Raw genomic sequence first — 25,105 nt, forward strand, 5'->3', positions numbered from 1 at the left:
CCTAAGTTACTGAGGTTGATATGAATCTGGCTACCAATCTGTACCACGCTGGCGCGGAAGTCTTCCTGCTGACGATGGTCTGCGTAATTTTGATCGCTGATCTGTTCGTTGCCGGGCGCGGCAAGATGTTCACCTACATGATGGTGCAACTGACCTTGCTGGGCTGTTCCTTCATCACGGTCGCGACCCACACTGACGGTGTCGCCATCGTGTTCAGCAATATGTATGTCGATGATCTGATGTCCGACGTGCTGAAGCTGCTGGCTTATCTGGCGGTTTCCATGATGCTGGTCTATTCCCGCACCTATCTACTGACGCGCGGGCTGTTCAGCGGCGAGTTCATGTCGCTGGCGCTGTTCGCCCTGCTGGGCATGATGGTGATGATCTCGGCCAGCCACTTCCTGACCCTGTATCTGGGCCTGGAGTTGCTGTCGCTGTCGCTGTACGCGATGGTGGCCTTGCAGCGTGACTCCGCCGTGGCGACCGAAGCGGCGATGAAGTATTTCATCCTGGGTGCGCTGGCTTCCGGCCTGCTGCTCTACGGCATGTCCATGATCTACGGTGCCACCGGCTCCCTGGAGATCTACAAGATCTCCGACGCGATCGAGCAGGGCGTGTACAACAAGCAGCTGCTGGTGTTCGGTCTGGTGTTCGTGGTGTCCGGTCTGGCCTTCAAGCTGGGCGCGGTCCCCTTCCACATGTGGGTGCCGGATGTGTATCACGGCGCACCGACACCGATGACGTTGCTGATCGGCTCGGCTCCCAAACTGGCGGCCTTCGCCTTCGTGATGCGCATCCTGGTCGAGGCACTGCAACCGCTGGCGATCCAGTGGTCCAGCATGCTGGCGATCATGGCCATCCTGTCCATCGCCATCGGCAACCTGTCGGCGATTGCGCAGACCAACATCAAGCGCATGTTTGCCTACTCGACCATCGCTCACATGGGTTACCTGCTGTTGGGTGTGCTGAGTGGCACCATCGAGGGTTATAGCTCGGCCATGTTCTACGCCGTGACCTATGTGCTGATGACGCTGGGTGGTTTCGGCATGATCATGCTGATGTCGCGCGAAGGCTTCGAGGCTGACAACCTGTCCGATTACAAGGGACTGAACCAGCGCAGCCCGTGGCTCGCGTTCATGATGCTGTTGCTGATGTTCTCGATGGCTGGCGTGCCGCCCACCGTTGGCTTCTATGCCAAGTTCTCGGTGCTGCAGGCCGTTGTCCAGACCGGTCACTTCGCCCTAGCCATCATCGCGGTGCTGTTCTCGCTGGTCGGTGCGTTCTTCTACCTGCGCGTGGTCAAGCTGATGTATTTCGACACACCGGAAAGCCACGAGCCCATCCAGTATCAGGCCGACACCTCCTTGCTCATCACCTTCAACGGCTTGGGTGTGCTGTTCCTTGGTATCCTGCCGGGCACGCTGATGTCGATTTGCGCGGTGTCGGTGCAGCAGTCGCTGTTGCTACATTAGTCTAGGCGTTAGTTACGACGACACTCCCGCCCTGTGCGGGAGTGTTCATTTGTGGAGTAAGGAATGGATCTGAAAGAAACCCGGATGACGACGGCGCTGGTGTACGACGGCGCGTTCCTCAAGGTACACAAGGACGATGCGCGGCTGCCCGACGGCAGTGTCAGCCAGCGTGAATACATCACCCATCCCGGCGCGGTGGCGGTGCTGGCGATACTGGACAACGGCAACTTGTTGTTCGAGCGCCAGTATCGTTATGCTCCGGCACAGGAGTTCATCGAGATACCTGCCGGCAAGATCGATCACGGCGAAGACATCCTACTCACCGCCCAGCGCGAACTGCTGGAAGAGACCGGCTACGTCGCCCGCGAGTGGATGCATCTGACCACCGCTTGGCCATGCATAGGCTATGCCGACGAGCGCATGGAGTATTTTCTGGCACGCGGCCTGACTCACCAAGGTCGCCGCCTGGACGAGGGCGAGTTCCTTGAAGTGTTCGAACTGCCGTTCGCCGAGGCCATGGCCTGGGTCAAGGACGGTCGCATCAACGACAGCAAGACCATGCTCGGCCTGTTCTGGCTGGAAAAGCATATGTCGGGCTGGGACAAATAGGGGGCGACATGCCTGGTCTGCGCAGTTTCCTGTTCTCGGTGCTCTTGCTGGCCACGTTCGGTGCGTCGGCTCAGGAGTCCTTCGTCACCCGCACTGGCAGCAGCTTGCTCTTGGACGGCAAGCCGTTCCGCTTCATCTCGGTCAACATTCCCAACTACTTCATCCTCGAAGATACCGGCGATGTAAGCGAGCCGTCCTGGCATCGCGTCACCGCCTTCGAACAGCGCGATGCGGCGCGGGCAGTCAAGCGTTTGGGCGGGCAAGTGTTCCGCGCCTATTGCTTCGCCGTCGAGGGCGGACGCAATGTCGATGGGCGCATGGCGCACATCTACGCGGATGCGAGCGGCAAGATTATCTATAACGAGCAACTGTTCCGCGATGTGGATCGTGGCCTGGCCATCGCGGCGGAGGAGGGCGTGCGCGTCATCCTCCCGTTGGTGGATAACTGGGAATGGTTCGGCGGTTATGCTGAATGGGCGAAGCTGGCTGATGCGCAGGATTTCTGGACGGATGCTAAGGCCAAGACCGCCTACAAGGAATTTCTCACCTGGCTGCTGAATCGCAAGAACACCGTCAATGGTCGCCTCTACAAAGACGATCCGGCCATCATGGCGTGGGAGCTGGGCAACGAGATCGACAAGGCCAATGCGAACTGGCTCAGCGAGATGGCCGCGCATCTGAAGCGGCAGGACCGCAATCACCTGATCGTTGATGGCGGCCACAAGGCCATCCCCGCCGTGTCGCTGCAGGATGCTAACATCGACATCGTGACCACCCATTACACCGACGACCGTTTTGTCAGTTTTGCCGAGCAGGCGGCGCGGGCGGGCAAGGCCTATCTCTACGGCGAATTCGACCCGTCCGACTTGCAGCGGGTGAGCAAGATCGTTAGCCAGACCATGACCTCGCCTGCGGCGGGGGCGATGGCGTGGTCGCTGCGCTTCCGTGCCGAGTCGGGCGGGTTCTACTATCACCTGGATTTCGACGGCCATAGCGATTCGCTGCAATATCCCGGCTTCAGCACCAATCTGCCGCAGGGCGAGCGGCAGATCTTCTCGGTGCTGCGTCAGGCGGCGTATGCCATCCGTGACCTGCCCGTGCCGCCCGAAGACGCACCGGATACGCCCACGATGTTGCCGATACGCTTCCCCGTCGCGCTCAACTGGCAAGGTTCAGCCGGAGCCGACAGCTACGAGGTCCAACGTGCCGGGGCCGACGGGCGCTGGCAGACGCTGGCGACGGACATCGGTGATGCCCAGCCGCAGATGCTGGACGGCAAGCCCATCCCGCGCATTTCCCTGTACCGCGACCATCCAGCAGCGGGTACGTGGAGTTATCGCGTCATCGCGCACAACGCCAATGGCGACTCCGCCCCCTCCAATGCCGTGCAGGTGGTCGTTCCTTAGATGCAGGGCGATTCCTTCGCGGCTCGGTTGATCCGCTGGCAGCGCCGATACGGGCGCCATGACCTGCCTTGGCAGGGCGGTGATGCCTACCGCGTGTGGCTGTCCGAGGTGATGTTGCAGCAGACCCAAGTCGCCACCGTCGTGCCGTACTTCCTGCGTTTCGTCGAACGTTTTCCCACAGTCGACGCGCTTGCCGCTGCGACCGAGGACGAGGTCCTCGCGTTGTGGAGTGGGCTGGGTTATTACTCGCGCGGACGCAATCTGCATCGCGCCGCACAGCGGGTGATGGGCCAGTTCTGCGGCCAATTTCCTGAGCAGTTCGAGCAACTGCAGGAACTGCCCGGCATTGGACGCTCCACCGCCGCCGCCATTTGTGCGCTGGCCTACCATCAGCCGCGCGCCATCCTGGACGGCAACGTCAAGCGTGTGCTGGCGCGTCACGGCGGGGTCGCCGGTTGGCCGGGCGAGGGCAGAGTGGAAGCGGAGTTGTGGACGTTGGCCGAAGCTCGGTTGCCAGCCAACGATGTCGCCATCTATACCCAGGCGCTGATGGATATGGGCGCGACGCTGTGTCGCCGCAGCAAGCCGCGTTGTCAGGATTGCCCGGTGCACAGCGATTGCGCCGCTTATTTGAGTGGCCGGGTGGCGGAGTTCCCCGCACCGCGCCCGAAGAGGCTCGTGCCCGAGCGTCAGGCGGTTTTTCTGCTGGCCATGCACGGCAGCGACATCCTGCTGGAAAAACGCCCAGCCACCGGGATCTGGGGCGGGCTGTGGAGTTTGCCGCAGTTCGATACGGCAGCGCAGGCGCTGGCCTACTGCCAGCGTGCCGGGATCGAAACGGGCGAAGTCTGCGAGCTGTCCGGCTTCGTCCATACCTTCAGCCACTTCAAGTTAAGCGTCCATCCCTTGCTGGTGAGCGCGCAGTGTAAGCCAGTCCAGGCAGCGGAGGCGGGCAGTGTCTGGCTGGAGATCGGCGATGCCCTGCAAGCCGCCATTCCCGCACCCGTCCGGCAATTGCTGCTCACACTGAGCGGGTACTGAGAGCGCAGGCAAAATAAAAACCGCACGGCTTGCACCGTGCGGTTTTGTCCGTTCCCAAGATCAGGAGCGGGTCTCTACCTGTTGCAGTGGGCCACTCTCCTCGTACACCTCGCGCGGACGTGAACGACGGCGATTAGGCGCACGCGGAGCTTCGGCGGGGACGGCAGCCACGGTTGCACGCTTGCCCGGATCGGTCTCGATCTGGACCAGATCGCTAGCGGGGGCGGCGACTGCGGCCACGACCGGGGCGATAGCTGCGACGGCTTCCGCAGCGGGTGCTGCCTCGACCACGGTAGCCTCGATCGCGACCTCGGCCAGCGGAGCTAGCGCTTCAGCAACCGTCTCGGCGACTTCGGCCACCGGCGCGGCGGTGGTTTCATCGACGGTCACGCTGGGCTCGGCATCCTGCGCAGGAGCCGTGACCGGAGTGGTCGCGACTTCAGCCGGAGCGGGCGCGAGCTCGTCACCTGCTTCGCTGGCGGCCACCTCGGCGGCGACTTCCAGCGCTACAGCGCTTTCACCGTTCTGCTGCTCACGGCGTTCGCGTTCGCGACGACCACCACGGCGACCACGGCGACGACCTGCCTCACGCGCACCGTTCTCTGCCGTTGGCTCGACACCTGCCTCGGCTGCCGGGGCAGCGATCACTTCCGCTACCGCCTCTGGAGCGGGCTGCTCGGGGGCGGGACGCGGCTGGCGTGGCGGACGCGGTTCACGCGGTGGGCGTGGCTCGCGCGGCTGGCGTTCCTGACGCTCGCTAGCGGCTTCGGCAGGTTTGGCAGACTCCTGGCGGGCGGGCTTATCGGCAGACTTCTCGGGGCGTTCGCCGCGTGGCGCGTCGTCACGGTCACGGCGGTTGCGACCACGGCCACGACCACCTTCACGATTGCCGTCGCGGCCTTCACGCTCGCGGCGTGGCTGGGCGCTGCGCGGCTTCTCTTCTGCCGGTTTCTCTTCAACCTTGGCTTCGCTCTTGTCGCCTGTCAGCCAGCCGAACAGCTTGCCGAGGATGGACGATTGCTTGGGCGCAGGGGCGGCGGGCGCGACTGGAGCGACCGGTTCGACATGCACCGGTGCTGGTTGCGCCGGGGTGATACCTTGTACGGCGGCCTGGGCGCGCACGGCCTTGGCCTCTTGCGAAGCTTTCACGGCAGATTCTTCGGCAGGCTTCTCGACCAGCTTGTAGCTGGCTTGCAGTACGTCGCCGGTCAGATCGTCCTGGCGCAGACGGGTGACGCTGTAGTGCGGTGTTTCCATGTGCGGGTTGGGGATGAGCGTGACCCCGACGCGCAGGCGTGACTCGATGCGGTGGATGTCGGCGCGCTTCTCGTTGAGCAGGAAGGTGGCAACATCGACCGGCACTTGCACGTGGATGGCGGCACTGCTCTCCTTCATCGCCTCTTCCTGGATGATGCGCAGGATGTGCAGCGCGGAGGACTCGGTGCCACGTATGTGGCCGATGCCGTTACAGCGCGGGCAGGGCGTGTAGGACAGTTCGCTCAAGCTGGGTTGCAGGCGCTGACGCGACAGTTCCAGCAGGCCGAAGCGCGAGATCTTGCCGGTCTGGACGCGGGCGCGGTCATAGCGCAGTGCATCGCGCAGGCGGTTCTCGACTTCGCGCTGATTCTTGCTGGACTCCATGTCGATGAAGTCGATCACGATCAGGCCGCCCAAGTCGCGCAGGCGCAGTTGGCGGGCGATCTCGTCCGCCGCTTCAAGGTTGGTGTTGAAGGCCGTGGTCTCGATGTCGCCGCCGCGCGTGGAGCGGGCGGAGTTGATGTCAATGGCGGTGAGCGCTTCGGTGTGGTCGATCACGATGGCACCGCCGGACGGCAGGTTGACCTGACGGGCGTGAGCCGATTCGATCTGGTGTTCGATCTGGAAGCGCGAGAACAGCGGCACGTCATCGTGGTAGCGCTTGATGCGGTTCACGTTGGCCGGCATCACCGTGCCCATGAAGGCTTGTGCCTGCTGGAAGATGTCGTCGGTGTCGATCAGGATCTCGCCGATCTCGGGGTGGAAATAGTCGCGGATGGCGCGTACCACCAGGCTGCTTTCCAGATAGATCAGCGACGGTGCTTTTTCGCTCTGGGCGGCGCCTTCGATGGCATCCCACAGTTGCTTGAGGTAGTTCAAGTCCCACTGCAGCTCTTCCTCGTTGCGACCGATGCCGGCAGTGCGGGCGATGATGCTCATGCCTTGCGGCACTTCGAGGTGACTCAACACTTCGCGCAGCTCGTTGCGGTCCTCACCCTCGACGCGACGCGACACGCCGCCGCCGTTAGGGTTGTTGGGCATCAGCACGATGTAGCGGCCAGCCAGACTGATGTAGGTGGTGAGTGCAGCGCCCTTGTTGCCGCGCTCGTCCTTTTCCACCTGAACCAGCAGTTCCTGGCCTTCCTTCAGCGCTTCCTTGATGGTGGGGCGACCGGTGGTGCCGGGTTGGTAGAACTGGGGGGCGACTTCCTTGAAGGGCAGGAAGCCGTGACGACTGCCGCCGTACTCGACGAAACAGGCTTCGAGGCTGGGCTCGATGCGGGTGATGACCGCTTTGTAGATATTGCTCTTGCGTTGCTCTTTACCGGCAGTCTCAATGTCGAGATCGATCAGTTTCTGACCGTCGACAATGGCGACGCGGAGTTCCTCCGGCTGCGTCGCATTGAACAGCATGCGTTTCATTTTTATTCTTTCCCGCGCTCGTACACGGGCAGGACACTGCTACACGCGGCTAGCCGCGCGCCAGAAAATCTATAGTGCTATCAGCAAGTTGTAATGGGAGCCGAAGGCGGTTCAAATCTGGTGCTCTGAGTAGTTATGTCTAAATTCGATGCCGCTATTTTGTGTGCGGCACCACTAAAATTCCGCAGTGCTTTGAGCGCGTAAATCAATTACCATCACTGCTTTTACGGGAAGTTGCCGACTTGCTCCACTGCGGAGCACGCCAAGAGATGGTTCCATCGGGGCGTTTCATCGGGGACCTACCGTCCGGTGAGAGACATTAACCGGGGGCGCGGGAGCGAGGCAACTGCTTGCCGGAACATCGGGATGGAGGTTGCGCCTCTCATCTCGTGCCGCTACCGTCACGCGAGCCGGGAGTATATTTCAATATGAATCAGTTAAGCAAAGAATCTGTCACCTTTGTTGAGGTAGACGAGGGCAGTGCCGGGCAGCGCATCGACAATTTCCTGATCCGCCACCTCAAGGGCGTGCCCAAGAGCCATATCTATCGCATCCTGCGCGGCGAGGTGCGGGTGAACAAGAAGCGCATCGACCAGACGTACCGCCTGCAAGAGGGCGACCTGCTGCGCATCCCGCCGGTGCGGGTGGCGACGCGCGCAGAGGTCGAGTCTTTCGTTCCGGCGATGGAATTTCCGGTGCTCTTCGAGGACGATGCCCTCATCGCGCTGAACAAGCCTGCCGGAGTGGCAGTACACGGCGGCAGCGGGGTGAGCTTCGGAGTCATCGAGCAACTGCGCCGGGCGCGGCCACAGGCCAAATTCCTGGAGCTGGTGCACCGGCTCGACCGCGAGACTTCCGGCGTGCTGTTGATCGCCAAGAAACGATCCGCGCTCACCGCGATGCACGAGATCATGCGCGAGGGCAACAGCGACAAGCGTTACTACGCGCTGGTGCTGGGCGAGTGGAAGAACGCCCGCCAGCACGTCAAGTTGGCGCTGCATAAGTTCGATACCCCGCAGGGCGAGAAGCGCGTGATGGTGCGCGATGACGGCCAACCGTCGCACACCGTGTTCAATCTCAAACAGTCGTTGGGTGATTACACCCTGCTCGAAGCCGAACTCAAGACGGGCCGCACCCACCAGATACGCGTCCACCTGTCGCATCTGGGCTATCCCATCGCAGGCGACGATAAATACGGCGACTTCGCCCGCAACAAGGAACTGGCCAAGCTCGGCTTGAAGCGCATGTTCCTGCACGCCCATTCCATCACCTTCAATCATCCGCTTAGCGGCGAACCGCTCGTACTCACGGCCCCGCTGGCTCCCGAGTTGCAACGATTTCTGGATGGATTGGCGCGGAGCGCGGGCTGAGTTTGGTATCATCCGCCGCCATGAACACCTCTCCCGACTCCCTCCAGCGTTTCCTGTTTGAAGCCGCGCCGATACGCGGCGAATTCGTCCATCTCGATGCGAGCTGGCGCAGCGTGCTGGCGCGACATGACTATCCTTTGCCCTTGCGTAGCTTGCTGGGCGAGCTGATGGCAGCGGCGGCGCTGATGGCAGCGATGCTGAAATTGCAGCAAGGCTCGCTCATCTTGCAGATACAGGGCCATGGGCCGGTGAGTCTGTTGGTGGTGGAATGTTCCGGCGACTTGCAGGTACGTGCCACAGCCAAATGGGACGGCGAACTGGCGGCGGGCAGCAGCGCTACCGAGTTGATCGGCGACGGGCGTTTCGTCATTACGCTCGACCAGAAGACTGGCGGCCAGGTCTATCAAGGCATCGTCGCGCTGGAAGGCGAGAGCGTCGCGGCGATGTTGCAGAACTACATGCTGCGCTCCGAGCAACTGGAAACTCATCTCTGGCTGGCGGCGGATGGCGAACACGCCGCCGGTCTGATGTTGCAGAAGCTGCCCGAGCAGGCAGGCGGCGACGACGATGCCTGGCCCCGCGTCGGTGCGCTGGCCGAGACGGTGACTGCGGCAGAGCTGCTGGCGCTGACCGCGCCCGAGTTGCTGCATCGCCTCTATCACGAAGAAGACGTGCGCCTGTTCGATGCCCAGCCGGTGGCGTTCGGCTGCTCCTGTTCGCGTGAGAACGTGGCCGAGATGCTGAAGATGATAGGCAGCGACGAAGTGGATGCCGTGCTGGAAGAGCAGGGCTCCATTCAGGTGTGCTGCGAGTTCTGCAACCAGTGCTACGTGTTCGAAGAAGACGACGTGGACGAGATCTTCGCTGCGCCGGCTGTTGTTACGCCAGACGAAATCCAGCACTGACTCAGCCACTTCACGCCAGTCGGCGTGTGATAAAATGCGCGCCTTTCTTAATTCGTCCGCTGGAAGGCTAGTCATGTTCTCTCGCACAAACACCCTCGCTGTTACCGATCCCGAACTTTGGGCTGCCATGCAGCAGGAGGTCGCCCGTCAGGAAGACCACATCGAACTCATCGCTTCGGAGAACTACACCAGCCCAGCGGTGATGGAGGCGCAGGGCAGCCAGTTGACCAACAAGTACGCCGAAGGCTATCCGGCCAAGCGCTACTACGGCGGCTGCGAGTATGTGGACATCGCCGAGCAGCTGGCGATTGATCGCGCCAAGGCACTGTTCGGCGCGGAATACGCCAACGTGCAGCCGCACTCCGGTTCGCAGGCCAACCAAGCGGTGTACGTTTCCGTGCTGAAGCCGGGCGACACCATTCTGGGTATGAGCCTGGCCCACGGCGGCCACCTGACCCACGGCGCGTCGGTGAACATTTCCGGCAAGCTGTACAACGCGGTGCAGTACGGCCTGAATGACAAGGAAGAGATCGATTACGACGAAGTGCAGCGTCTGGCGCTGGAGCACAAGCCGAAGATGATCGTCGCCGGTGCATCCGCCTACGCGCTGGTGATCGACTGGAAGCGCTTCCGCCAAATCGCCGACAGCGTCGGCGCTTACCTGTTCGTCGACATGGCGCACTACGCCGGTCTGATCGCTGCTGGTTACTACCCGAACCCGGTGGGCATCGCCGACTTCGTGACCACCACCACCCACAAGACCCTGCGCGGTCCGCGCGGCGGCTTGGTTCTGGCCAAGGCGGAACACGAGAAGGCGCTGAACTCGGCCATCTTCCCGCAGTTGCAAGGCGGCCCGCTGATGCACGTCATCGCCGCCAAGGCCGTGGCGTTCAAGGAAGCTGGCAGCAAGGAATTCAAGGCCTACCAGAAGCAGGTGATCGACAACGCTCGCGTGATGGCCAAGGTGCTGGTCGAGCGCGGCGTGCGCATTGTCTCCGGTCGCACCGACAGCCACGTGTTCCTGGTCGACCTGCAAGCCAAGCACCTGACCGGCAAGGACGCTGAAGCCGCGCTGGGCAAGGCGCACATCACCGTCAACAAGAACGCGATTCCGAACGACCCGCAGAAGCCCTTCGTGACTTCCGGCATCCGCATCGGCACCCCGGCGATGACCACCCGCGGCTTCAAGGAACTGGAAGCCGAAAAGCTGGCCCACCTGATCGCCGACGTGCTCGACGCGCCGAATGACGAAGCCGTTCTGGCGCGCGTCGCTGGCGAAGTGAAGAAGCTGACAGCAGCGTTCCCGGTGTACGGCGCTTAAGTTGTCAGTCGTGAGACGTAAGTCATTAGTGATCTGGCATCGTCTATCCAAGAATCCGTTCGCATTGAGCTTGTCGAAATGTGAGCGGATTCTTGTGCTTCGACAAGCTCAGCACGAACGGCTTTCAAGTTATGCCGGATCAATAGTTGGGTTTGTCGCCGCTGCGCGGCGAGCTTTAACTTACGACTTACGTCTTGCGTCTTACGTCTGCCTCCAATGAAGTGCCCCTTCTGCAAACACCCCGATACCCAAGTCATCGACTCGCGCGAGAACGATGAGGGCGACAGTATTCGTCGTCGTCGTCGCTGCTTGTCGTGCGACAAGCGTTTCACCACCTACGAGACGGTGGAGTTGCGCATGCCGCAGGTGGTGAAGCAGAACGGCAATCGCGCCGAGTTCGATCCCGAGAAGTTGCGCAAGAGTTTCCGTCTGGCCTTGCACAAACGTCCGGTGCCGACTGAGCAGGTCGAGGCCGCTATCGATCAGGTGACGCAACAGGTGTTCGCGCTGGGCGAGCGCGAGGTCGATTCCAGCGAGATCGGCGCGATGGTGATGGAAGCGCTGCGCAAGCTGGACAAGGTTGCGTTCATCCGCTTCGCCTCGGTCTATGAAGGTTTCGAGGATGTCGGCGACTTCGCCGATGTCATCAAAGAGCTGGGCAAGTCGCCCCGCCGCTCCCGCCCCGTTGCCCACTGAGATGGCGGACGCTGCCGACAGTCGCTGGATGGCTCAGGCGCTGCGGTTGGCGGAACGCGGTCTTGATACCACATCCCCAAATCCCCGCGTCGGCTGCGTCATCGTCAAGTATGGCGCGGTGGTCGGTGAGGGCTGGCATGAACGCGCCGGTGAGTCGCATGCCGAACCGCTGGCGCTGCTCGCCGCCGGTGAGCGCGCTTGTGGCGCGACCGCCTACGTTACTCTGGAGCCATGCAGTCACTTTGGCCGCACGCCACCTTGCGCCGACGCGCTGATCTCGGCGGGCATCACTCGCGTGGTGGTCGCCATGCAAGACCCGAATCCGCTGGTTTCCGGTAACGGCATCGCCAAGCTGCGCGCGGCGGGTATCGCAGTCGAGTGTGGGTTGATGGAAGCGGCGGCGCGCGAGTTGAACCTCGGCTTCGTCAGTCGGATGACGCGCGGCCTGCCCTGGGTGCGCAGCAAGATCGCTGCCAGCCTGGATGGTCGCACTGCGCTGGCCAACGGTGTCAGCCAGTGGATCACCGGCCCCGAGGCGCGACAGGACGTGCAGCGCTGGCGCGCCCTTTCCTGCGCCGTGCTCACCGGCATCGGCACCGTGCTGGCAGACGACCCGCAACTCAATGTGCGCGATTCGGATCGCAGTCGCCAGCCGTTGCGCGTGGTGCTGGATAGTCAGTTGCGCACGCCGCCAAGCGCCAGAATCCTGCGCTCCTCGCCTGCTGGCGGAAAAGCGGGCGTGCTGATCTATACCGTTACCGAAGATGCCGCCAGGATCAGTGCGCTCGAAGCGGCAGGTGCGCAGGTGGCGGTGCTTCCGGCTATAGGTCGGCAGGTTGACTTGCTCGCCATGCTGCGCGACCTGGCGCAACGCGGCATCAATGAGGTGCTGGTCGAGGCGGGGGCGACACTGAACGGCGCGCTGCTGCGTGGCGGCTGCGTGGATGAGCTGATCCTGTACCTTGCGCCGCAGTTGCTGGGCGATGCTGCGCGGGGTCTGGCCGCGCTGGGCGAACTCACGGCCCTGGATCAGCGCGTGACTCTGGTGTGGCGCGATGTGCGCCAGGTCGGGGGCGATCTGCGCCTCGTGGCGCGAGTCGGTCAAGCGCAGTAGGCGAGTTTGCATTTACGCTCACCCGCGCCGCTGTTAGAATGCGCGCCGGTTTTTGCTCAAGTGCGGCCTCGCCGCACTTTGTTTTTAAGGAAGAATATGCCAGTCATCACCTTGCCGGACGGTTCACAGCGTAGTTTCGATCAGGCGATCACCGTCGCCGGGGTCGCGGCCAGTATCGGCGCGGGTTTGGCGCGTGCAGCTCTGGCGGGCAAGGTGGATGGCAAGCTGGTCGATACTTCGCACCTGATCGAGAGCGATGCGCAACTCGCCATCGTGACGGACAAGGATGCGGACGGGCTGGAACTGATCCGCCATTCGACTGCTCACTTGCTGGCCTATGCGGTGAAGGAACTGTTCCCCGAGGCGCAGGTGACCATTGGCCCGGTGATCGAGAACGGTTTCTATTACGACTTTGCCTATTCGCGCCCGTTCACGCCGGAAGATTTGACCGCCATCGAGAAGCGCATGGCGGAGCTGGCGAAAAAAGATTTGCCGGTGACGCGCAAGGTGGTGGCGCGCGACGAGGCAGTGGCTTATTTCAAGTCGCTGGGTGAGAAATACAAGGCCGAGCTGATCGAGGCGATCCCGGCTGATCAGGACGTGTCGCTCTACAGCGAAGGCGAATTCACCGACCTGTGTCGCGGCCCGCACGTTCCATCCACCGGCAAACTGAAGGCGTTCAAGCTGATGAAGGTGGCCGGGGCCTACTGGCGCGGCGATTCCAAGAACGAGATGCTGCAGCGCATCTACGGTACGGCCTGGGCGAAGAAGGAAGACCTCGACGCCTACCTGTTGCAGATTGAAGAAGCCGAGAAGCGCGACCACCGCAAGCTGGGCAAGCAGCTCGACCTGTTCCATATGCAGGACGAAGCGCCGGGCATGGTGTTCTGGCATCCCAAGGGCTGGGCGATGTGGCAGGTGATCGAGCAGTACATGCGCGGCGTGTATCGCGACAACGGTTATCAGGAGATTCGCTGTCCGCAGATCATCGACCGCGTGTTGTGGGAGAAATCCGGCCATTGGGAGCACTACAAGGCCAACATGTTCACCACCGAGTCGGAGAAGCACGACTACGCCATCAAGCCAATGAATTGCCCCGGCCATGTGCAGGTGTTCAACTCCGACTTGCGCTCCTACCGAGAGCTGCCGCTGCGCTATGGCGAATTCGGCTCCTGCCACCGCAACGAGCCGTCCGGTGGTCTGCATGGCCTGATGCGGGTGCGCGGTTTCGTTCAGGATGATGGTCACGTTTTTTGCACGGAAGAGCAGATCGAGTCTGAAGTGACGGCATTCAATGCGCTGGTGCTCAAGGTGTACAAGGATTTCGGCTTCCATGAGGTGCGCGTGAAGCTGGCGCTGCGCCCCGAGAGCCGTGTCGGTTCCGATGAGATATGGGATAAGTCGGAATCCGCTCTGCGCGCCGCGCTGCGTGCGTCCGGTATGGAGTGGGAGGAGCTGCCGGGTGAGGGGGCATTCTATGGCCCGAAGATCGAGTTCCATATCAAAGATGCCATTGGTCGTTCTTGGCAGTGCGGCACGATACAGGTGGACTTCTCCATGCCCGGACGTCTGGGCGCGGAGTATGTGGCTGAAGACAATAGCCGCAAGGTGCCGGTGATGCTGCACCGCGCCGTGCTGGGTTCGCTGGAGCGTTTCATCGGCATTCTGGTGGAAAATCATGCCGGTGCCCTGCCTCTGTGGTTGGCACCAATGCAGATGGTGGTAATGAATATCTCGCAGGCGCAGGAGGAATATGCCTCGCAAGTGGCTGAAACCCTGAAAGCTGCCGGCTTGCGTGTGCAATCGGATTTGCGTAATGAGAAGATTACCTATAAAATCCGCGAACATAGCTTACAGAGGCTGCCTTATCAGCTGATTGTGGGTGATAAGGAAGTGGCCGCTGGCCTTGTTGCCGTGCGATCCCGGACAGGTGAAGACCTGGGGCAGATGACTGTGGAGGCGTTGTTGCAGCGCTTGAAACAGGAACTGGCGGGAAGCGCGGTTTAATTTTTGTTGGAGAACTGCAATAGCTCAGGATAAGTCACAACGCCTCAATGAACAGATCAATGCACCCCGTGTGCGGTTGGTGGGAGTAGAAGGCGAGCAACTTGGTATCGTGTCATCAGCAGAGGCCCTGCGTATCGCCGATGAAGCGGAATTGGATCTGGTCGAGATCGCGCCAATGGCGGAGCCGCCGGTGTGTCGCATCATGGATTACGGCAAGTTCAAGTATGCCGAAAGCAAGAAGCAGCACGAGGCCAAGCTCAAGCAGAAGCAGATACAGATCAAGGAGATCAAGTTCCGTCCGGGTACCGACGAGGGCGATTACCAGATCAAGCTGCGCAATCTGATCAAGTTCCTGAACGAAGGCGACAAGACCAAGATCACGCTGCGTTTCCGGGGGCGCGAGATCGCGCACCAGCAGATCGGGATGCAGTTGCTGGAGCGGGTGAAGGCAGACTTGGCCGAACACGGCAACGTCGAGCAGTTCCCCAAGATGGAAGGCCGCCAGATGGTGATGGTGCTGGCGCCGAAGCAGAAGAAGTAAGGCCGATTTACGCTGGCGCGTCCGACAGGCGGGGCGCGTTGGTCAGGAAGTACACAGCCGATACAAGTGGCGAGCGGGTCATCAAGTGTTCCTGTCAGGAACCACCTGGCGTCATAACTTAAGGAGTAGTCATGCCTAAGATGAAAACCAAGAGCGGTGCGAAGAAGCGTTTCGTCGTCCGCGCCGGTGGCAGCATCAAGCGCTCGCAAGCGTTCAAGCGCCACATCCTTACCAAGAAGACCACCAAGAACAAGCGTCAGTTGCGCGGTACTGCTGGTGTTCACGCAACCAACACGGCGTCTGTGCGCGCCATGATGCCCTACGCTTAAGGAGTTAGAACATGGCAAGAGTCAAACGTGGTGTAACGGCGCGCGCGCGCCACAAGAAGGTTCTCGATCTGGCCAAGGGCTATCGCGGCCGTCGCAAGAACGTCTACCGTATCGCCAAAGAAGCGGTGATGAAGGCAGGTCAATATGCTTATCGTGACCGTCGTCAAAGGAAGCGTCAGTTCCGCACTCTGTGGATCGCCCGTATCAACGCCGCTGCGCGTGAGCAGGGTATGGCCTACAGCGTGTTCATGAACGGCCTGAAGAAGGCGATGATCGACATCGACCGCAAGGTGCTGTCCGATCTGGCCATCTTCGACAAGGCTGCGTTCGCGCAACTGGTCGCCCAAGCCAAGGCCAGCCTCGCAGCCTAAGTTTGCTGCGATGTGAAAAAGGAGGCTTCCGGCCTCCTTTTTTCGTTTCAACCTCCCGCTCGCCCGGACAGGCGACAGTTGGAGCAGATGATGCAAGAGCTACAAACGATACTCGACGACGCGCTGGCAATATTCGCGGCGACGAACGATGCGAACGCGCTGGAGCAGGCCAAAGCGCGTTATCTCGGCAAGGAAGGTAGCCTCACCGCCCTGTTGAAGGGCTTGGGCAAACTGTCCGCCGAAGAGCGCCCTGCTGCGGGTGCGCGCATCAATGTGGTCAAGCAGCAGATCGAAGCCGCGCTGAACGCGCGCCGTGATGCCATCCAGCAACAGGCGCTGCAACTCAAGCTGGCTGCCGAATCGCTGGACGTGACCCTGCCTGGACGCGGCCTCGCCGCCGGTGGCTTGCACCCGGTGACCCGCACGCTGGAACGCATCGAGACGCTGTTCCATACCATCGGATTCGACGTGGCCGACGGCCCCGAAATCGAAACCGATTTCTACAATTTCACCGCGCTGAACATCCCGGAGAACCATCCGGCGCGCGCCATGCACGACACTTTCTACATCGACGACAAGCATGTGCTGCGCACACACACCTCGCCGATCCAGGTGCGCTACATGCAGGCGCACATGGAAAAGTTCGGCGCTGACGCGACCATGCCGGACATCCGCATCATCGCGCCGGGGCGCGTCTATCGCGTGGATTCCGATGCCACCCACTCGCCCATGTTCCACCAGGTCGAAGGCTTGTGGATCGGCGAGCAGGTCAGCTTCGCCAACCTCAAGGGCGTGGTGCAGGATTTCCTGCAACGCTATTTCGAGCGCGACGACCTCACCGTGCGCTTCCGCCCGTCCTTCTTCCCGTTCACCGAGCCGTCCGCCGAAATGGACATGAGCTGGGGCGACGGCTGGCTGGAAATCGGCGGCTGCGGCATGGTGCACCCCAATGTGCTCAAGCACGTCAACATCGACAGCGAAAAGTACATCGGCTTCGCCTTCGGGCTGGGCGTGGAGCGGCTGGCGATGCTGCGCTACGGCGTGAACGACCTGCGCCAGTTCTACGAGGGCGACCTGCGCTTCCTCAAGCAATTCAACTGAGAGTGATCCCATGAAATTCTCTGAAAACTGGTTGCGCACCTGGGCCAATCCCGCGCTGTCCAGCGCCGAGTTGGGCCACCAGCTCACCATGGCCGGGCTGGAAGTCGAAGAAGCGACACCCGCCGCGCCCGCCTTCAACAACGTGGTGGTGGCCGAGGTGCTGGAAGTGGTCAAGCATCCCAATGCCGACCGCCTCAACGTCTGTCAGGTGAACGTCGGCGAAGCCGCGCCCATCACCATCGTGTGCGGTGCGTCCAACGTGGCCGTGGGCGTGAAAGTGCCGTGCGCCCGCATCGGTGCGGTGCTGCCGGGCGACTTCAAGATCAAGCAGGCCAAGGTGCGCAATGTCGAATCCTTCGGCATGTTGTGTTCGGCCAAGGAACTGGGGCTGGCAGAAGAAAGCCAAGGGCTGTGGTTGCTGCCTGCCGACGCGCCGGTCGGCACGACGATCCGCGACTACCTCGACCTCGACGACACGCTGTACACCCTCAAGCTAACGCCCAACCGCAGCGACTGCCTCGGCATCGCCGGGCTGGCGCGCGAAGTGGCGGCCATTACCGGCTGCGCGGTGGAGGCGGTCAGCATCGCGCCAGTGTCGGCAACCATTGCCGACACGCTGCCGGTGAGCGTGCAATCGGCCGACTGCGGCCTGTATTGCGGCCGCGTGGTGCGCGGCGTCAACGCTGCAGCCGCCACGCCGGACTGGATGGTGCGCCGTCTGGAGCGCTGCGGCATCCGCAGCATCAGCGCGGTGGTGGACATCACCAACTACGTGCTGCTGGAGCTCGGTCAGCCCATGCACGCCTTCGATCTGGCGCAACTTTCCGGCGGCATCAGCGTGCGCCCGGCTGCGGCAGGCGAAAAATTGGAGCTGCTCAACGGCCAGACCGTGGAACTGAATCCTGACTACCTGCTGATCGCCGACGACGCGCGCGCGCTGGCGCTGGCGGGCATCATGGGCGGCGCGGGCAGCGGCGTGGAGATCACCACCACCGACGTGTTCCTCGAAGCCGCCTGGTTCGAGCCTGACGCCATCGCGGGCAAGGCGCGCAGCTTCGGTCTCAACACCGATTCCTCGTTCCGCTTCGAGCGCGGCGTGGATTTCGCCGCCACCCGCGCGGCGATGGAGCGCGCCACCCAGTTGTTGCTGGAGATTTGCGGCGGCCAGCCCGGCCCGGTCACGGAAGTGCGCGGTGCGTTGCCGCAGCGCGCGCCGATCCGGCTGCGTACCAGTCGCGTCCTGCGCGTGCTGGGCATCGCGCTGTCGGCGGAAGCGATCGCGGCGATCTTGCATCGTCTGCAATTTGCCTTTGAGCGCAACGGCGATGATTTCCATGTCACCGCGCCCAGCTATCGTTTCGATCTGAGCATTGAGGCTGACCTGATCGAGGAACTGGCGCGCATCCACGGCTACGATGCCATTCCGGCGTTGCTGCCGCAGGGTCGCATGGCCATGCTGCCGGAGGGCGAAGCGCGCCGTCCGCTGCGCCGTCTGCGCCAGCTGCTGGTGTCGCGCGACTATCAGGAAACAGTGAGCTACGCCTTCCTGGAGGCCGAGGTGGAGCGTGAACTGTGCGGCAATGCCGCGCCGGTCGAGCTGCAAAACCCCATCGCCAGCCAGTTCTCGGTGATGCGCAGCAGCCTGCTGGGCGGCTTGGTTGGCGCGTTGCGCGTCAACCTGTCGCGCCGCCAGCCGCGTGTGCGCCTGTTCGAGGTGGGTGCATGTTTCTCAGCCGCTGACGGCAGTTACCGCCAGACCGAACGATTGGCTGCGCTGTGCTACGGTAGCGCTCAACCTGAACAGTGGGGCGCACCCGCGCGCAACGTGGATTTTTACGATGCCAAGGGCGACTTGGAGGCATTGTTCGCGCCGCGCCACCTGAGCTTTGTCGCCGCAACGCACCCGGCTTCGCATCCGGGGCGTTCCGCGCAAGTGTTGCTGGACGGCCAACCCATCGGCTGGATCGGCGAGGTCCACCCGCAATGGCAGCAGCGCTACGACCTGCCGCACGCGGCGGTGTGGTTCGAGGTAGAAGTATCGGCTTTGCTGGCGGGTGCTGCGCCGTGCGCTGCCGATGTATCCCGCTTCCAGCCGGTGCGTCGTGACCTGGCGGTCGTGGTGGATGAAACTACCCAGGTCGACACACTGTTAGAGGCCATGGCAGCCTGTCGCGCCGAGCACGTGAGTGAGCTTGCGCTGTTCGATGTGTACCGAGGAAAAGGGCTGGAAGAGGGCAAAAAAAGCCTTGCATTCCGAGTGTTGTTACAAGATACTCAAAAGACACTTACTGAGTCTGAAATTGACCAGAACATGACAAAACTGATAGCCGCCTTGCATGAGTGCGGTGCACAGTTGAGATGATAGGAGGAGACATGACCACATTAACCAAGGCGGAACTCGCCGATTTGTTGTTTGAGCAAGTGGGGTTGAACAAGCGCGAGGCCAAGGAGATGGTGGAAACGTTCTTCGAGGAGATCCGCCAGCAGTTGGAACAAGGGGAAACCGTCAAGTTGTCCGGCTTCGGCAATTTTCAGCTGCGTGACAAGCCGCAGCGTCCTGGCCGGAATCCCAAGACCGGGGAAGAGATTCCCATCGAAGCGCGCCGCGTGGTGACCTTTCACCCCAGCCAGAAATTGAAGAGCATGGTCGAGCAGAATTACAGTGGAACAACTCCTGCCTAGTTCAGAATTACCGCCGATCCCGGCCAAGCGTTACTTCACCATCGGTGAGGTGAGCGAACTGTGCGGGGTGAAGGCGCACGTGCTGCGTTACTGGGAGCAGGAATTCTCCCAGCTCAAGCCGGTCAAGCGGCGTGGCAATCGCCGTTACTACCAGCATCACGAGGTGCTGCTGATACGCCGCATCCGCGAATTGCTGTACGAGGAAGGCTTCACCATCAGCGGTGCGCGCAGCAAGCTGGAGCGCGGAGAGGTAGAACTGGTGGAAACGGCCAGGACCACGCTTGTCGCCGCCACAGAGCCGGTCGAGCAGCTCGATGCGGGCGGCTTCGACATATCTCGGCTGCGTGCCGAGATACAGAGCATCCTGGCGGACCTCCGGGCCTAAGCGCGGTCGATCGGACTCGGCTTTTGAACGGGTGTCGCTGACCGGTCATCGCCTCCCTTCTACGCGCCTTACTTCAACCTTTTATCGGGAGACACCATGTTTAGCGGGATCGTTGCTGATGTCGGCACCCTGGTCAGTGCGCAAGACCGCGACGGCGGTTTGCGCCTGTGCGTAGCCACGAAAAAACTTGGGATGGATGATGTGAAGTTGGGCGACAGCATCGCTGTCAACGGTGTTTGCCTGACGGTGGTGGCACTGCGCGATGAAAGTTTCACCGTGGATGTCTCACGGGAGACCTTGGCGTGTACCGTCGGACTGGAGCGTGCGGGTGCGCGCGTTAATCTGGAAAAGGCATTGCGCTTATCCGACCGTTTGGGCGGCCATCTGGTCAGCGGTCACGTCGATGGCGTGGGCGAGGTGGTCCAGTTCAACGATCTGGGTGAAAGCTGGCTGCTGGCGGTGCGCGCGCCGCAAGCGCTGGCCAAATACATCGCCGTCAAAGGCTCGATCACCATCAACGGCGTCAGTCTGACCGTCAACCATGTCGCCGGCTGCGAGTTCGCGGTCAATCTCATCCCGCATACGCTCGCTGTCACAACGCTCAATGAACTGAAGGTCGGAGCCAAGCTGAATCTGGAGATAGATCTCATCGCTCGCTATATCGAACGCATGCAGTCCGGGGCTTGAGCCTGTGCTGACCTGCGCGTTGCGTGGGCCCTTCCCAAAGTAAAATAGTCAACTAATATCCGCTGCACCCACTATACTGATCGCCTGCTGTATTCGAGGAGGAAGCATGATCGGTCGTATCTCAGGGGTGTTGCTACTTTCCCTGCCTCCTTGCTTTGCCTCCTGCGCTTACGCTGCGCTACCCGATGAGATCCAGGTGTATGACGATGAGATCGGTGCGGCGGGTGAGCGAACTCTGGAACTCCATGCCAACACCACACTTGCCGGGACCGCGATAGCGTCCTACCCGGGGGAGCGGGTGGCCGCGCATGCGTTCAGGCTGACCCCCGAGTTTGCCTGGGGGTTGGGGAACGACCTGGAAGCCGGTATCTATGTGCCTACCGTGTGGGACTCCGGTCATCTCGTCGATCTGGCGGGGCTGCGCGGGCGATTGAAATGGCTGCCGGTCCATGCACGGGACGGTGAAACCGGCGGGTTCGCCGGGTTGAACGTCGAACTTTCCCGCGTCGCCTACCGCTACGAGGCGGTACGTGCTTTCTCGGAGGTCCGCATCATTGGCGGCTGGCGCGGCGGGAGCTGGCTGCTGGCCCTCAATCCGGTGCTGGGTTGGGGCTTCACGCAGGGAAATGGCGGGGCTCCCGACCTTTCCCTGGTGGCGAAAGCCACCCATGATGTGGCGGGGCCGCTCAGGGCCGGTGTCGAGTACTACGCGGATTACGGTCGAGTCGGCCAGTTTCTGCCATATTCGGAGCGACCACGCACTGCGTATGGCATCGTCGAGATCGAAATGTCGGGAGGCTCCTCGCTCAGTCTGGGCGTGGGACGAGGATGGGGCACGGCGGACCGCTGGACGCTGAAATCCTTGTTGAGCAGGGGGTTCTGAGTTCGTCGGGGCGCGTGGCTCCCCTGTCCCGGCGCAGTTAATCGTGGTAAATTCCCGCCCAGAGTGCGGGATGGCCGGGGAGCCGTAGCACCAATCAGGGGAGTTTCGCCATGAACACCAAGATTTCCAAACTGATGACCGCCGATGTGGTCTCGGTTGTGCCTTCGACGACGCTGGAACAATGTGCAGCAGTGATGGACGAGCGCCGTATCAGTTCATTGGTGGTCACGGAGAACGGCCTGCCGGTGGGTATCCTGACGGAACGGGATATGCTGAGTGCGCTCAGTTGTCGACTGCTCGGTTCCACTATGGTGGGGCGAGTGATGGGCAAGCCGCTGGTCACGGTGCGCGAGGATGTCAGCTATCGCGAAGCCGTGCGACTGTTCGGGGAACACAGCATCCGCCATTTGGTGGTGGTCGGTCAGGGCGGGGAGCTTGCCGGTATCGTCAGCGAGACCGACCTGTGTCGCAAGGGTGGCATCGTCGAACTGCTGGGGCGACGGGTCGTGGTCGATGCGATGGACCAGAACCCTGTGTTGTTGCCGCATGACACCGAGATCGCGGCGGCTGCGATGTGGATGGGGCGCGGTCGACAGAGCAGTGTGTTCGTTGTTACCGGTGCCAAGCCGGTAGGTATCCTCACCGAGCGGGATATGGTGCGCCAATATCGCCAAGGCGCTGCGCACGATGTGCTGGCCGAGCGCATCATGTCTGCACCGGTGGCTACGATCCTGAGCGACCAATCCCTGACTTCGGCGGTACAGCAGATGAAATCCATGAACATCCGCCACCTGGCCGTGGTGGACGGGGCCGGCGAGATCGTGGGGCAGTTGTCGGAAAACGACATCCTGCGGGGCGTGAGTCTGAGTTGACCGGCCCCATTGCCTGGTCCCTCCCTCAGGTCAGGGCCTCGAACTCCGCCAGCGGGACGGGCTTGCTGAACAGGTAACCCTGAAACGTCTGGCAGCCACATTGCTCCAACAGGACCAGCTGGTCCGTAGTTTCCACTCCCTCCGCGATCACGCTCATGCCCATCACCTCGCTCATGGCGATGATGGATTTGACGATGGCCGCATCACTGGGGTCGGTGGTGATGTCGCGCACGAACGATTGGTCGATCTTGATCTGATCGAGCGGTAGTCGCTTCAGGTATTGCAGGGAAGAGTAGCCCGTACCGAAGTCGTCCATCGAGAATGTCACACCGAGCGCCTTCAATTCCTGCATCTTGCTGATGGTATCTTCGATGTTCTGTAGCGCGATGCCTTCGGTCAATTCGAGTTTGAGCTGGGCCGGCGCAGCGCCACTCTTGTCCAGTGCATGTTTCACCTGTGTCACAAAATCCGCCTGGCGGAATTGTTTTGGGCTGACGTTGACCGCGAGTTGCAAAGTGCGCTTGACTGGATCGTCCTGCCAAGACCTCAGTTGTGCGCAGGCGGTCTCCAGAACCCAGCAGCCTATCTCCACGATCAGGCCGGTCTCCTCGGCCAGCGGTATGAACTGGGCCGGGGAGATCAACCCGCGTTCCGGGTGATGCCAGCGTAGCAGCACTTCCGCCCCCAGGGCGCGGCGCTCGTTGTCCAGCTGCAGCTGGAAGTGGAGGCGCAATTGCTGCTTGTTCAGTGCCTGTCGCAGCTCCTGTTCCAGAGTGGTGCGCGCCTCGATGGCCGCCTGCATGGTCTGGTCGAAGAAACGGATGACGTTGCGTCCTGCGGCCTTGGCTTGATACATGGCCGTGTCGGCATGTTTGAGCAGGCTATCCGTGTCTTCCTGATGCCCGTGGAACAACACGATGCCCGCGCTCAAGGTAGTGTGGTGCAGGTGCTCGCCCAGCTGGTACGGCTGCTCCAGTGAGGCGCGTATCTTCTCGGCGATCATCTCAGCCTGAGTCACGGCCTCGTTTATCTGGGGATCCAGCGACTCCAGCACTACCACGAACTCGTCCCCACCCAGACGGGCGACGGTATCGCCCTCGCGTACGCAGGCCGAGATGCGACGGGCGACTTCCTTGAGCAACAGATCGCCGATCTCGTGTCCGCGCGTGTCGTTCAATGTCTTGAAATGATCCAGATCGATGAAGGTCAAGGCACCGTGGTGGCCGCTGCGCTCGCTGGCATGAAACGCCTGCTGCAGGCGGTCCAGCAGCAGGCGGCGGTTGGGCAGATGCGTCAAGGTATCGTAGAAGGCGAGCTGGTGCGCAGCATCTTCGGCCTGCTTGCGCCCAGTGATTTCGGTGCACATCGAGATGTAGCGCGCAGGCTGGCCCTGGCGGTCGAGATAGGGCACGATGGTGGTCGTCACCCAGTACAGATGTCCATCCTTGGCGCGGTTGCAGATTTCCCCGTGCCATACGTTGCCGACGGTGATGGCGCGATACATCGCCGCAAAGAACTCCTTGGGGTGCGTAGCAGAGTTCAGCAGGTGGTGGCTTTGCCCCAGCAGCTCCTCTTGCGGGTAGCCGCTGGTCTCGGTGAACTGCCGGTTGACGTAGGTGATCAGCCCGTCCGCATCGGTAATGCTGACGATGGCATGTTGGTCGAGGGCGAATTTCTGGTATTTGAGTTCGCTCAGCGTCTGCTGCAGGCGCTCTTTCTCGTCGAACAGGGCGATTTCTGCGGACCGTCGCGCGCGGCTGTCGTCCATGCCGATGCGCATCTGGATGTAATGCATCAGGCTATAGGCCAGCAGCTTGCCCGAGTGGGCCATCATGGTGAACTTCTCATGCGGCGAGGTGGAATACAGCATGCACAGGTCGGACACGGTCAGCAGCACACCCATCAGAGCCAGGCCTTCGAACAGCGGATGAGTGTTGCGTTCCCGCCAATACGCCGCGATGACGACGGCCCACAGGAGCAGCAACGGGACCTGGGTCGGGCGCTGGATGCCCAGGATGCCGGTGTCCACATAACGCGGCAGTATCAGGGATAACGCCATCAGTCCCACCGTCGCAGCTGTCAGTCCCAGTGTGAACACGCGCGGGGGCAGGGTGATGCGGTGTTGTTTCAGCCAATGCGCCCACGCCATGCCGAGTGGCAGGATGTAGGTGGAAGGGGGCCAGGTGGCCGGGCGCAATATGCCGGAATAGATGTTGATCCACTCGTAACGTCCCGACCACTCGACCCCGATGAGTGCATGCAGGAGTTCGGTGCCGGCAGCAAAGGCGAAGCTGATCGCCAGCTGCTTGCGGAAGCCGCTGTCGATCTCGTGCCGCTCCCCCAGCAGGAACAGCACCAGCATCAGCGAAAGCATGCCGTTACTGGTATCCAGTGTCAGATGCAGATGTTCGAACTTCTCGGCCCCAGTACCCGAAAGCGCCCAGACCACGAGTGCATACAGCGACAGGAAGACGAGGAATCCCTTGCTGTAGAGCGGTGGTCTGTAGGGTGGTACGGTTGGTGCGGATTCTGTCATCAGCTCGGATACCGGTGAGGTCGGGTTTCCCCCCAAAGGGGGTGGAGTCTTGAGCGATGCGCCACCACGCGTCTGCAGAGTGGTGGTTCGACCCAAGC

The 25,105-nt window shown here is 61.8% G+C and carries 22 protein-coding genes; 20 read left to right on the plus strand and 2 right to left on the minus strand.

Going from position 1 to position 25,105, the window contains the following annotated elements:
• The first annotated feature begins 20 nt into the window (after window positions 1–20).
• The 4 genes from nuoN to mutY all read left to right on the plus strand — a co-directional run bounded on the left by nuoN (window position 21) and on the right by mutY (window position 4,528).
• Window positions 21–1,472 (plus strand): NADH-quinone oxidoreductase subunit NuoN, encoded by a 1,452-nt coding sequence (nuoN, locus tag DM08_RS11900; RefSeq protein WP_035384879.1) that lies wholly within the window; start codon window positions 21–23, stop codon window positions 1,470–1,472.
• A 63-nt stretch (window positions 1,473–1,535) separates the two neighbouring features.
• On the plus strand, window positions 1,536–2,081 hold the full coding sequence (locus DM08_RS11905) for an NUDIX domain-containing protein (protein ID WP_035384880.1): 546 nt from the start codon (window positions 1,536–1,538) through the stop codon (window positions 2,079–2,081).
• A gap of 8 nt (window positions 2,082–2,089) precedes the next feature.
• Window positions 2,090–3,487, plus strand: coding sequence for a glycoside hydrolase 5 family protein (locus DM08_RS11910; protein WP_035384881.1), 1,398 nt, complete (start codon window positions 2,090–2,092; stop codon window positions 3,485–3,487).
• Window positions 3,488–4,528, plus strand: a complete 1,041-nt coding sequence (gene mutY / locus DM08_RS11915) for an A/G-specific adenine glycosylase (protein WP_035384882.1) — start codon at window positions 3,488–3,490, stop codon at window positions 4,526–4,528.
• Window positions 4,529–4,588: 60 nt separating this feature from the next.
• Here the strand turns inward: mutY and DM08_RS11920 are convergent, their stop codons facing one another.
• Complete coding sequence (locus DM08_RS11920; RefSeq protein WP_035384883.1) at window positions 4,589–7,207, minus strand: Rne/Rng family ribonuclease; 2,619 nt, start codon at window positions 7,205–7,207, stop codon at window positions 4,589–4,591.
• Window positions 7,208–7,635: 428 nt separating this feature from the next.
• Here DM08_RS11920 and DM08_RS11925 point away from each other — a divergent pair, with 428 nt between their 5' ends.
• From DM08_RS11925 to DM08_RS12000, 16 genes are all read left to right on the plus strand, one after another.
• Complete coding sequence (locus DM08_RS11925) at window positions 7,636–8,577, plus strand: RluA family pseudouridine synthase (RefSeq protein WP_035384884.1); 942 nt, start codon at window positions 7,636–7,638, stop codon at window positions 8,575–8,577.
• 20 nt (window positions 8,578–8,597) lie between these two features.
• A complete protein-coding gene (gene hslO, locus DM08_RS11930) occupies window positions 8,598–9,482 on the plus strand; it encodes an Hsp33 family molecular chaperone HslO (protein ID WP_035384885.1) in 885 nt (294 codons plus the stop codon).
• 73 nt (window positions 9,483–9,555) lie between these two features.
• On the plus strand, window positions 9,556–10,803 hold the full coding sequence (gene glyA, locus DM08_RS11935) for a serine hydroxymethyltransferase (RefSeq protein WP_035384886.1): 1,248 nt from the start codon (window positions 9,556–9,558) through the stop codon (window positions 10,801–10,803).
• A 216-nt stretch (window positions 10,804–11,019) separates the two neighbouring features.
• Window positions 11,020–11,499, plus strand: a complete 480-nt coding sequence (nrdR, locus tag DM08_RS11940) for a transcriptional regulator NrdR (protein WP_035384887.1) — start codon at window positions 11,020–11,022, stop codon at window positions 11,497–11,499.
• A gap of 1 nt (window position 11,500) precedes the next feature.
• Window positions 11,501–12,613: a bifunctional diaminohydroxyphosphoribosylaminopyrimidine deaminase/5-amino-6-(5-phosphoribosylamino)uracil reductase RibD gene (gene ribD, locus DM08_RS11945; protein ID WP_035384888.1), complete on the plus strand. Its 1,113-nt coding sequence runs from the start codon at window positions 11,501–11,503 to the stop codon at window positions 12,611–12,613.
• 96 nt (window positions 12,614–12,709) lie between these two features.
• The gene (thrS, locus tag DM08_RS11950) at window positions 12,710–14,620 is read left to right on the plus strand and encodes a threonine--tRNA ligase (RefSeq protein ID WP_035384889.1); all 1,911 of its coding nucleotides are present in this window, start codon (window positions 12,710–12,712) and stop codon (window positions 14,618–14,620) included.
• A gap of 19 nt (window positions 14,621–14,639) precedes the next feature.
• Complete coding sequence (infC, locus tag DM08_RS11955) at window positions 14,640–15,161, plus strand: translation initiation factor IF-3 (RefSeq protein WP_081908908.1); 522 nt, start codon at window positions 14,640–14,642, stop codon at window positions 15,159–15,161.
• A 131-nt stretch (window positions 15,162–15,292) separates the two neighbouring features.
• The gene (gene rpmI / locus DM08_RS11960; RefSeq protein WP_035384891.1) at window positions 15,293–15,490 is read left to right on the plus strand and encodes a 50S ribosomal protein L35; all 198 of its coding nucleotides are present in this window, start codon (window positions 15,293–15,295) and stop codon (window positions 15,488–15,490) included.
• 11 nt (window positions 15,491–15,501) lie between these two features.
• Complete coding sequence (gene rplT / locus DM08_RS11965) at window positions 15,502–15,861, plus strand: 50S ribosomal protein L20 (protein WP_035384892.1); 360 nt, start codon at window positions 15,502–15,504, stop codon at window positions 15,859–15,861.
• A 90-nt stretch (window positions 15,862–15,951) separates the two neighbouring features.
• Complete coding sequence (pheS, locus tag DM08_RS11970) at window positions 15,952–16,962, plus strand: phenylalanine--tRNA ligase subunit alpha (protein ID WP_035384893.1); 1,011 nt, start codon at window positions 15,952–15,954, stop codon at window positions 16,960–16,962.
• Window positions 16,963–16,972: 10 nt separating this feature from the next.
• Window positions 16,973–19,324, plus strand: coding sequence for a phenylalanine--tRNA ligase subunit beta (gene pheT / locus DM08_RS11975; RefSeq protein WP_035384894.1), 2,352 nt, complete (start codon window positions 16,973–16,975; stop codon window positions 19,322–19,324).
• A gap of 11 nt (window positions 19,325–19,335) precedes the next feature.
• Window positions 19,336–19,644 (plus strand): integration host factor subunit alpha, encoded by a 309-nt coding sequence (locus DM08_RS11980; protein WP_051938238.1) that lies wholly within the window; start codon window positions 19,336–19,338, stop codon window positions 19,642–19,644.
• Entirely contained in the window at window positions 19,625–20,029 is a 405-nt protein-coding gene (locus DM08_RS11985) for a MerR family transcriptional regulator (RefSeq protein WP_035384896.1), read from the plus strand. The genes DM08_RS11980 and DM08_RS11985 overlap by 20 nt, the downstream gene beginning before the upstream one ends.
• Window positions 20,030–20,125: 96 nt before the next feature.
• The gene (locus tag DM08_RS11990) at window positions 20,126–20,716 is read left to right on the plus strand and encodes a riboflavin synthase (protein WP_035384897.1); all 591 of its coding nucleotides are present in this window, start codon (window positions 20,126–20,128) and stop codon (window positions 20,714–20,716) included.
• Between the two features lie 106 nt (window positions 20,717–20,822).
• Entirely contained in the window at window positions 20,823–21,599 is a 777-nt protein-coding gene (locus DM08_RS11995) for a hypothetical protein (RefSeq protein ID WP_035384898.1), read from the plus strand.
• Window positions 21,600–21,709: 110 nt separating this feature from the next.
• Entirely contained in the window at window positions 21,710–22,471 is a 762-nt protein-coding gene (locus DM08_RS12000; RefSeq protein WP_035384899.1) for a CBS domain-containing protein, read from the plus strand.
• 25 nt (window positions 22,472–22,496) lie between these two features.
• Here DM08_RS12000 and DM08_RS12005 read toward each other — a convergent pair whose 3' ends face one another.
• Complete coding sequence (locus DM08_RS12005; protein ID WP_051938240.1) at window positions 22,497–25,007, minus strand: bifunctional diguanylate cyclase/phosphodiesterase; 2,511 nt, start codon at window positions 25,005–25,007, stop codon at window positions 22,497–22,499.
• Window positions 25,008–25,105 lie beyond the last annotated feature (98 nt).

The sequence above is a fragment of the Ferriphaselus sp. R-1 genome, from assembly GCF_000746095.1.
Classification (GTDB): Bacteria; Pseudomonadota; Gammaproteobacteria; order Burkholderiales; family Gallionellaceae; genus Ferriphaselus.

Excerpts from the sequence above, each read along its gene's own strand:
- pheT (WP_035384894.1), top strand. The coding sequence starts at position 16,973 with ATGAAATTCTCTGAAAACTGGTTGCGCACCTGGGCCAATCCCGCGCTG.
- DM08_RS11995 (WP_035384898.1), top strand. The coding sequence starts at position 20,823 with ATGATCGGTCGTATCTCAGGGGTGTTGCTACTTTCCCTGCCTCCTTGC.
- glyA (WP_035384886.1), top strand. The coding sequence starts at position 9,556 with ATGTTCTCTCGCACAAACACCCTCGCTGTTACCGATCCCGAACTTTGG.
- ribD (WP_035384888.1), top strand. The coding sequence starts at position 11,501 with ATGGCGGACGCTGCCGACAGTCGCTGGATGGCTCAGGCGCTGCGGTTG.
- DM08_RS11980 (WP_051938238.1), top strand. The coding sequence starts at position 19,336 with ATGACCACATTAACCAAGGCGGAACTCGCCGATTTGTTGTTTGAGCAA.
- rpmI (WP_035384891.1), top strand. The coding sequence starts at position 15,293 with ATGCCTAAGATGAAAACCAAGAGCGGTGCGAAGAAGCGTTTCGTCGTC.
- DM08_RS11905 (WP_035384880.1), top strand. The coding sequence starts at position 1,536 with ATGGATCTGAAAGAAACCCGGATGACGACGGCGCTGGTGTACGACGGC.
- DM08_RS11920 (WP_035384883.1), bottom strand. The coding sequence starts at position 7,207 with ATGAAACGCATGCTGTTCAATGCGACGCAGCCGGAGGAACTCCGCGTC.
- nrdR (WP_035384887.1), top strand. The coding sequence starts at position 11,020 with ATGAAGTGCCCCTTCTGCAAACACCCCGATACCCAAGTCATCGACTCG.
- DM08_RS12000 (WP_035384899.1), top strand. The coding sequence starts at position 21,710 with ATGAACACCAAGATTTCCAAACTGATGACCGCCGATGTGGTCTCGGTT.
- thrS (WP_035384889.1), top strand. The coding sequence starts at position 12,710 with ATGCCAGTCATCACCTTGCCGGACGGTTCACAGCGTAGTTTCGATCAG.
- DM08_RS11910 (WP_035384881.1), top strand. The coding sequence starts at position 2,090 with ATGCCTGGTCTGCGCAGTTTCCTGTTCTCGGTGCTCTTGCTGGCCACG.
- rplT (WP_035384892.1), top strand. The coding sequence starts at position 15,502 with ATGGCAAGAGTCAAACGTGGTGTAACGGCGCGCGCGCGCCACAAGAAG.
- DM08_RS11990 (WP_035384897.1), top strand. The coding sequence starts at position 20,126 with ATGTTTAGCGGGATCGTTGCTGATGTCGGCACCCTGGTCAGTGCGCAA.
- DM08_RS11925 (WP_035384884.1), top strand. The coding sequence starts at position 7,636 with ATGAATCAGTTAAGCAAAGAATCTGTCACCTTTGTTGAGGTAGACGAG.
- mutY (WP_035384882.1), top strand. The coding sequence starts at position 3,488 with ATGCAGGGCGATTCCTTCGCGGCTCGGTTGATCCGCTGGCAGCGCCGA.
- hslO (WP_035384885.1), top strand. The coding sequence starts at position 8,598 with ATGAACACCTCTCCCGACTCCCTCCAGCGTTTCCTGTTTGAAGCCGCG.
- pheS (WP_035384893.1), top strand. The coding sequence starts at position 15,952 with ATGCAAGAGCTACAAACGATACTCGACGACGCGCTGGCAATATTCGCG.
- nuoN (WP_035384879.1), top strand. The coding sequence starts at position 21 with ATGAATCTGGCTACCAATCTGTACCACGCTGGCGCGGAAGTCTTCCTG.
- DM08_RS12005 (WP_051938240.1), bottom strand. The coding sequence starts at position 25,007 with ATGACAGAATCCGCACCAACCGTACCACCCTACAGACCACCGCTCTAC.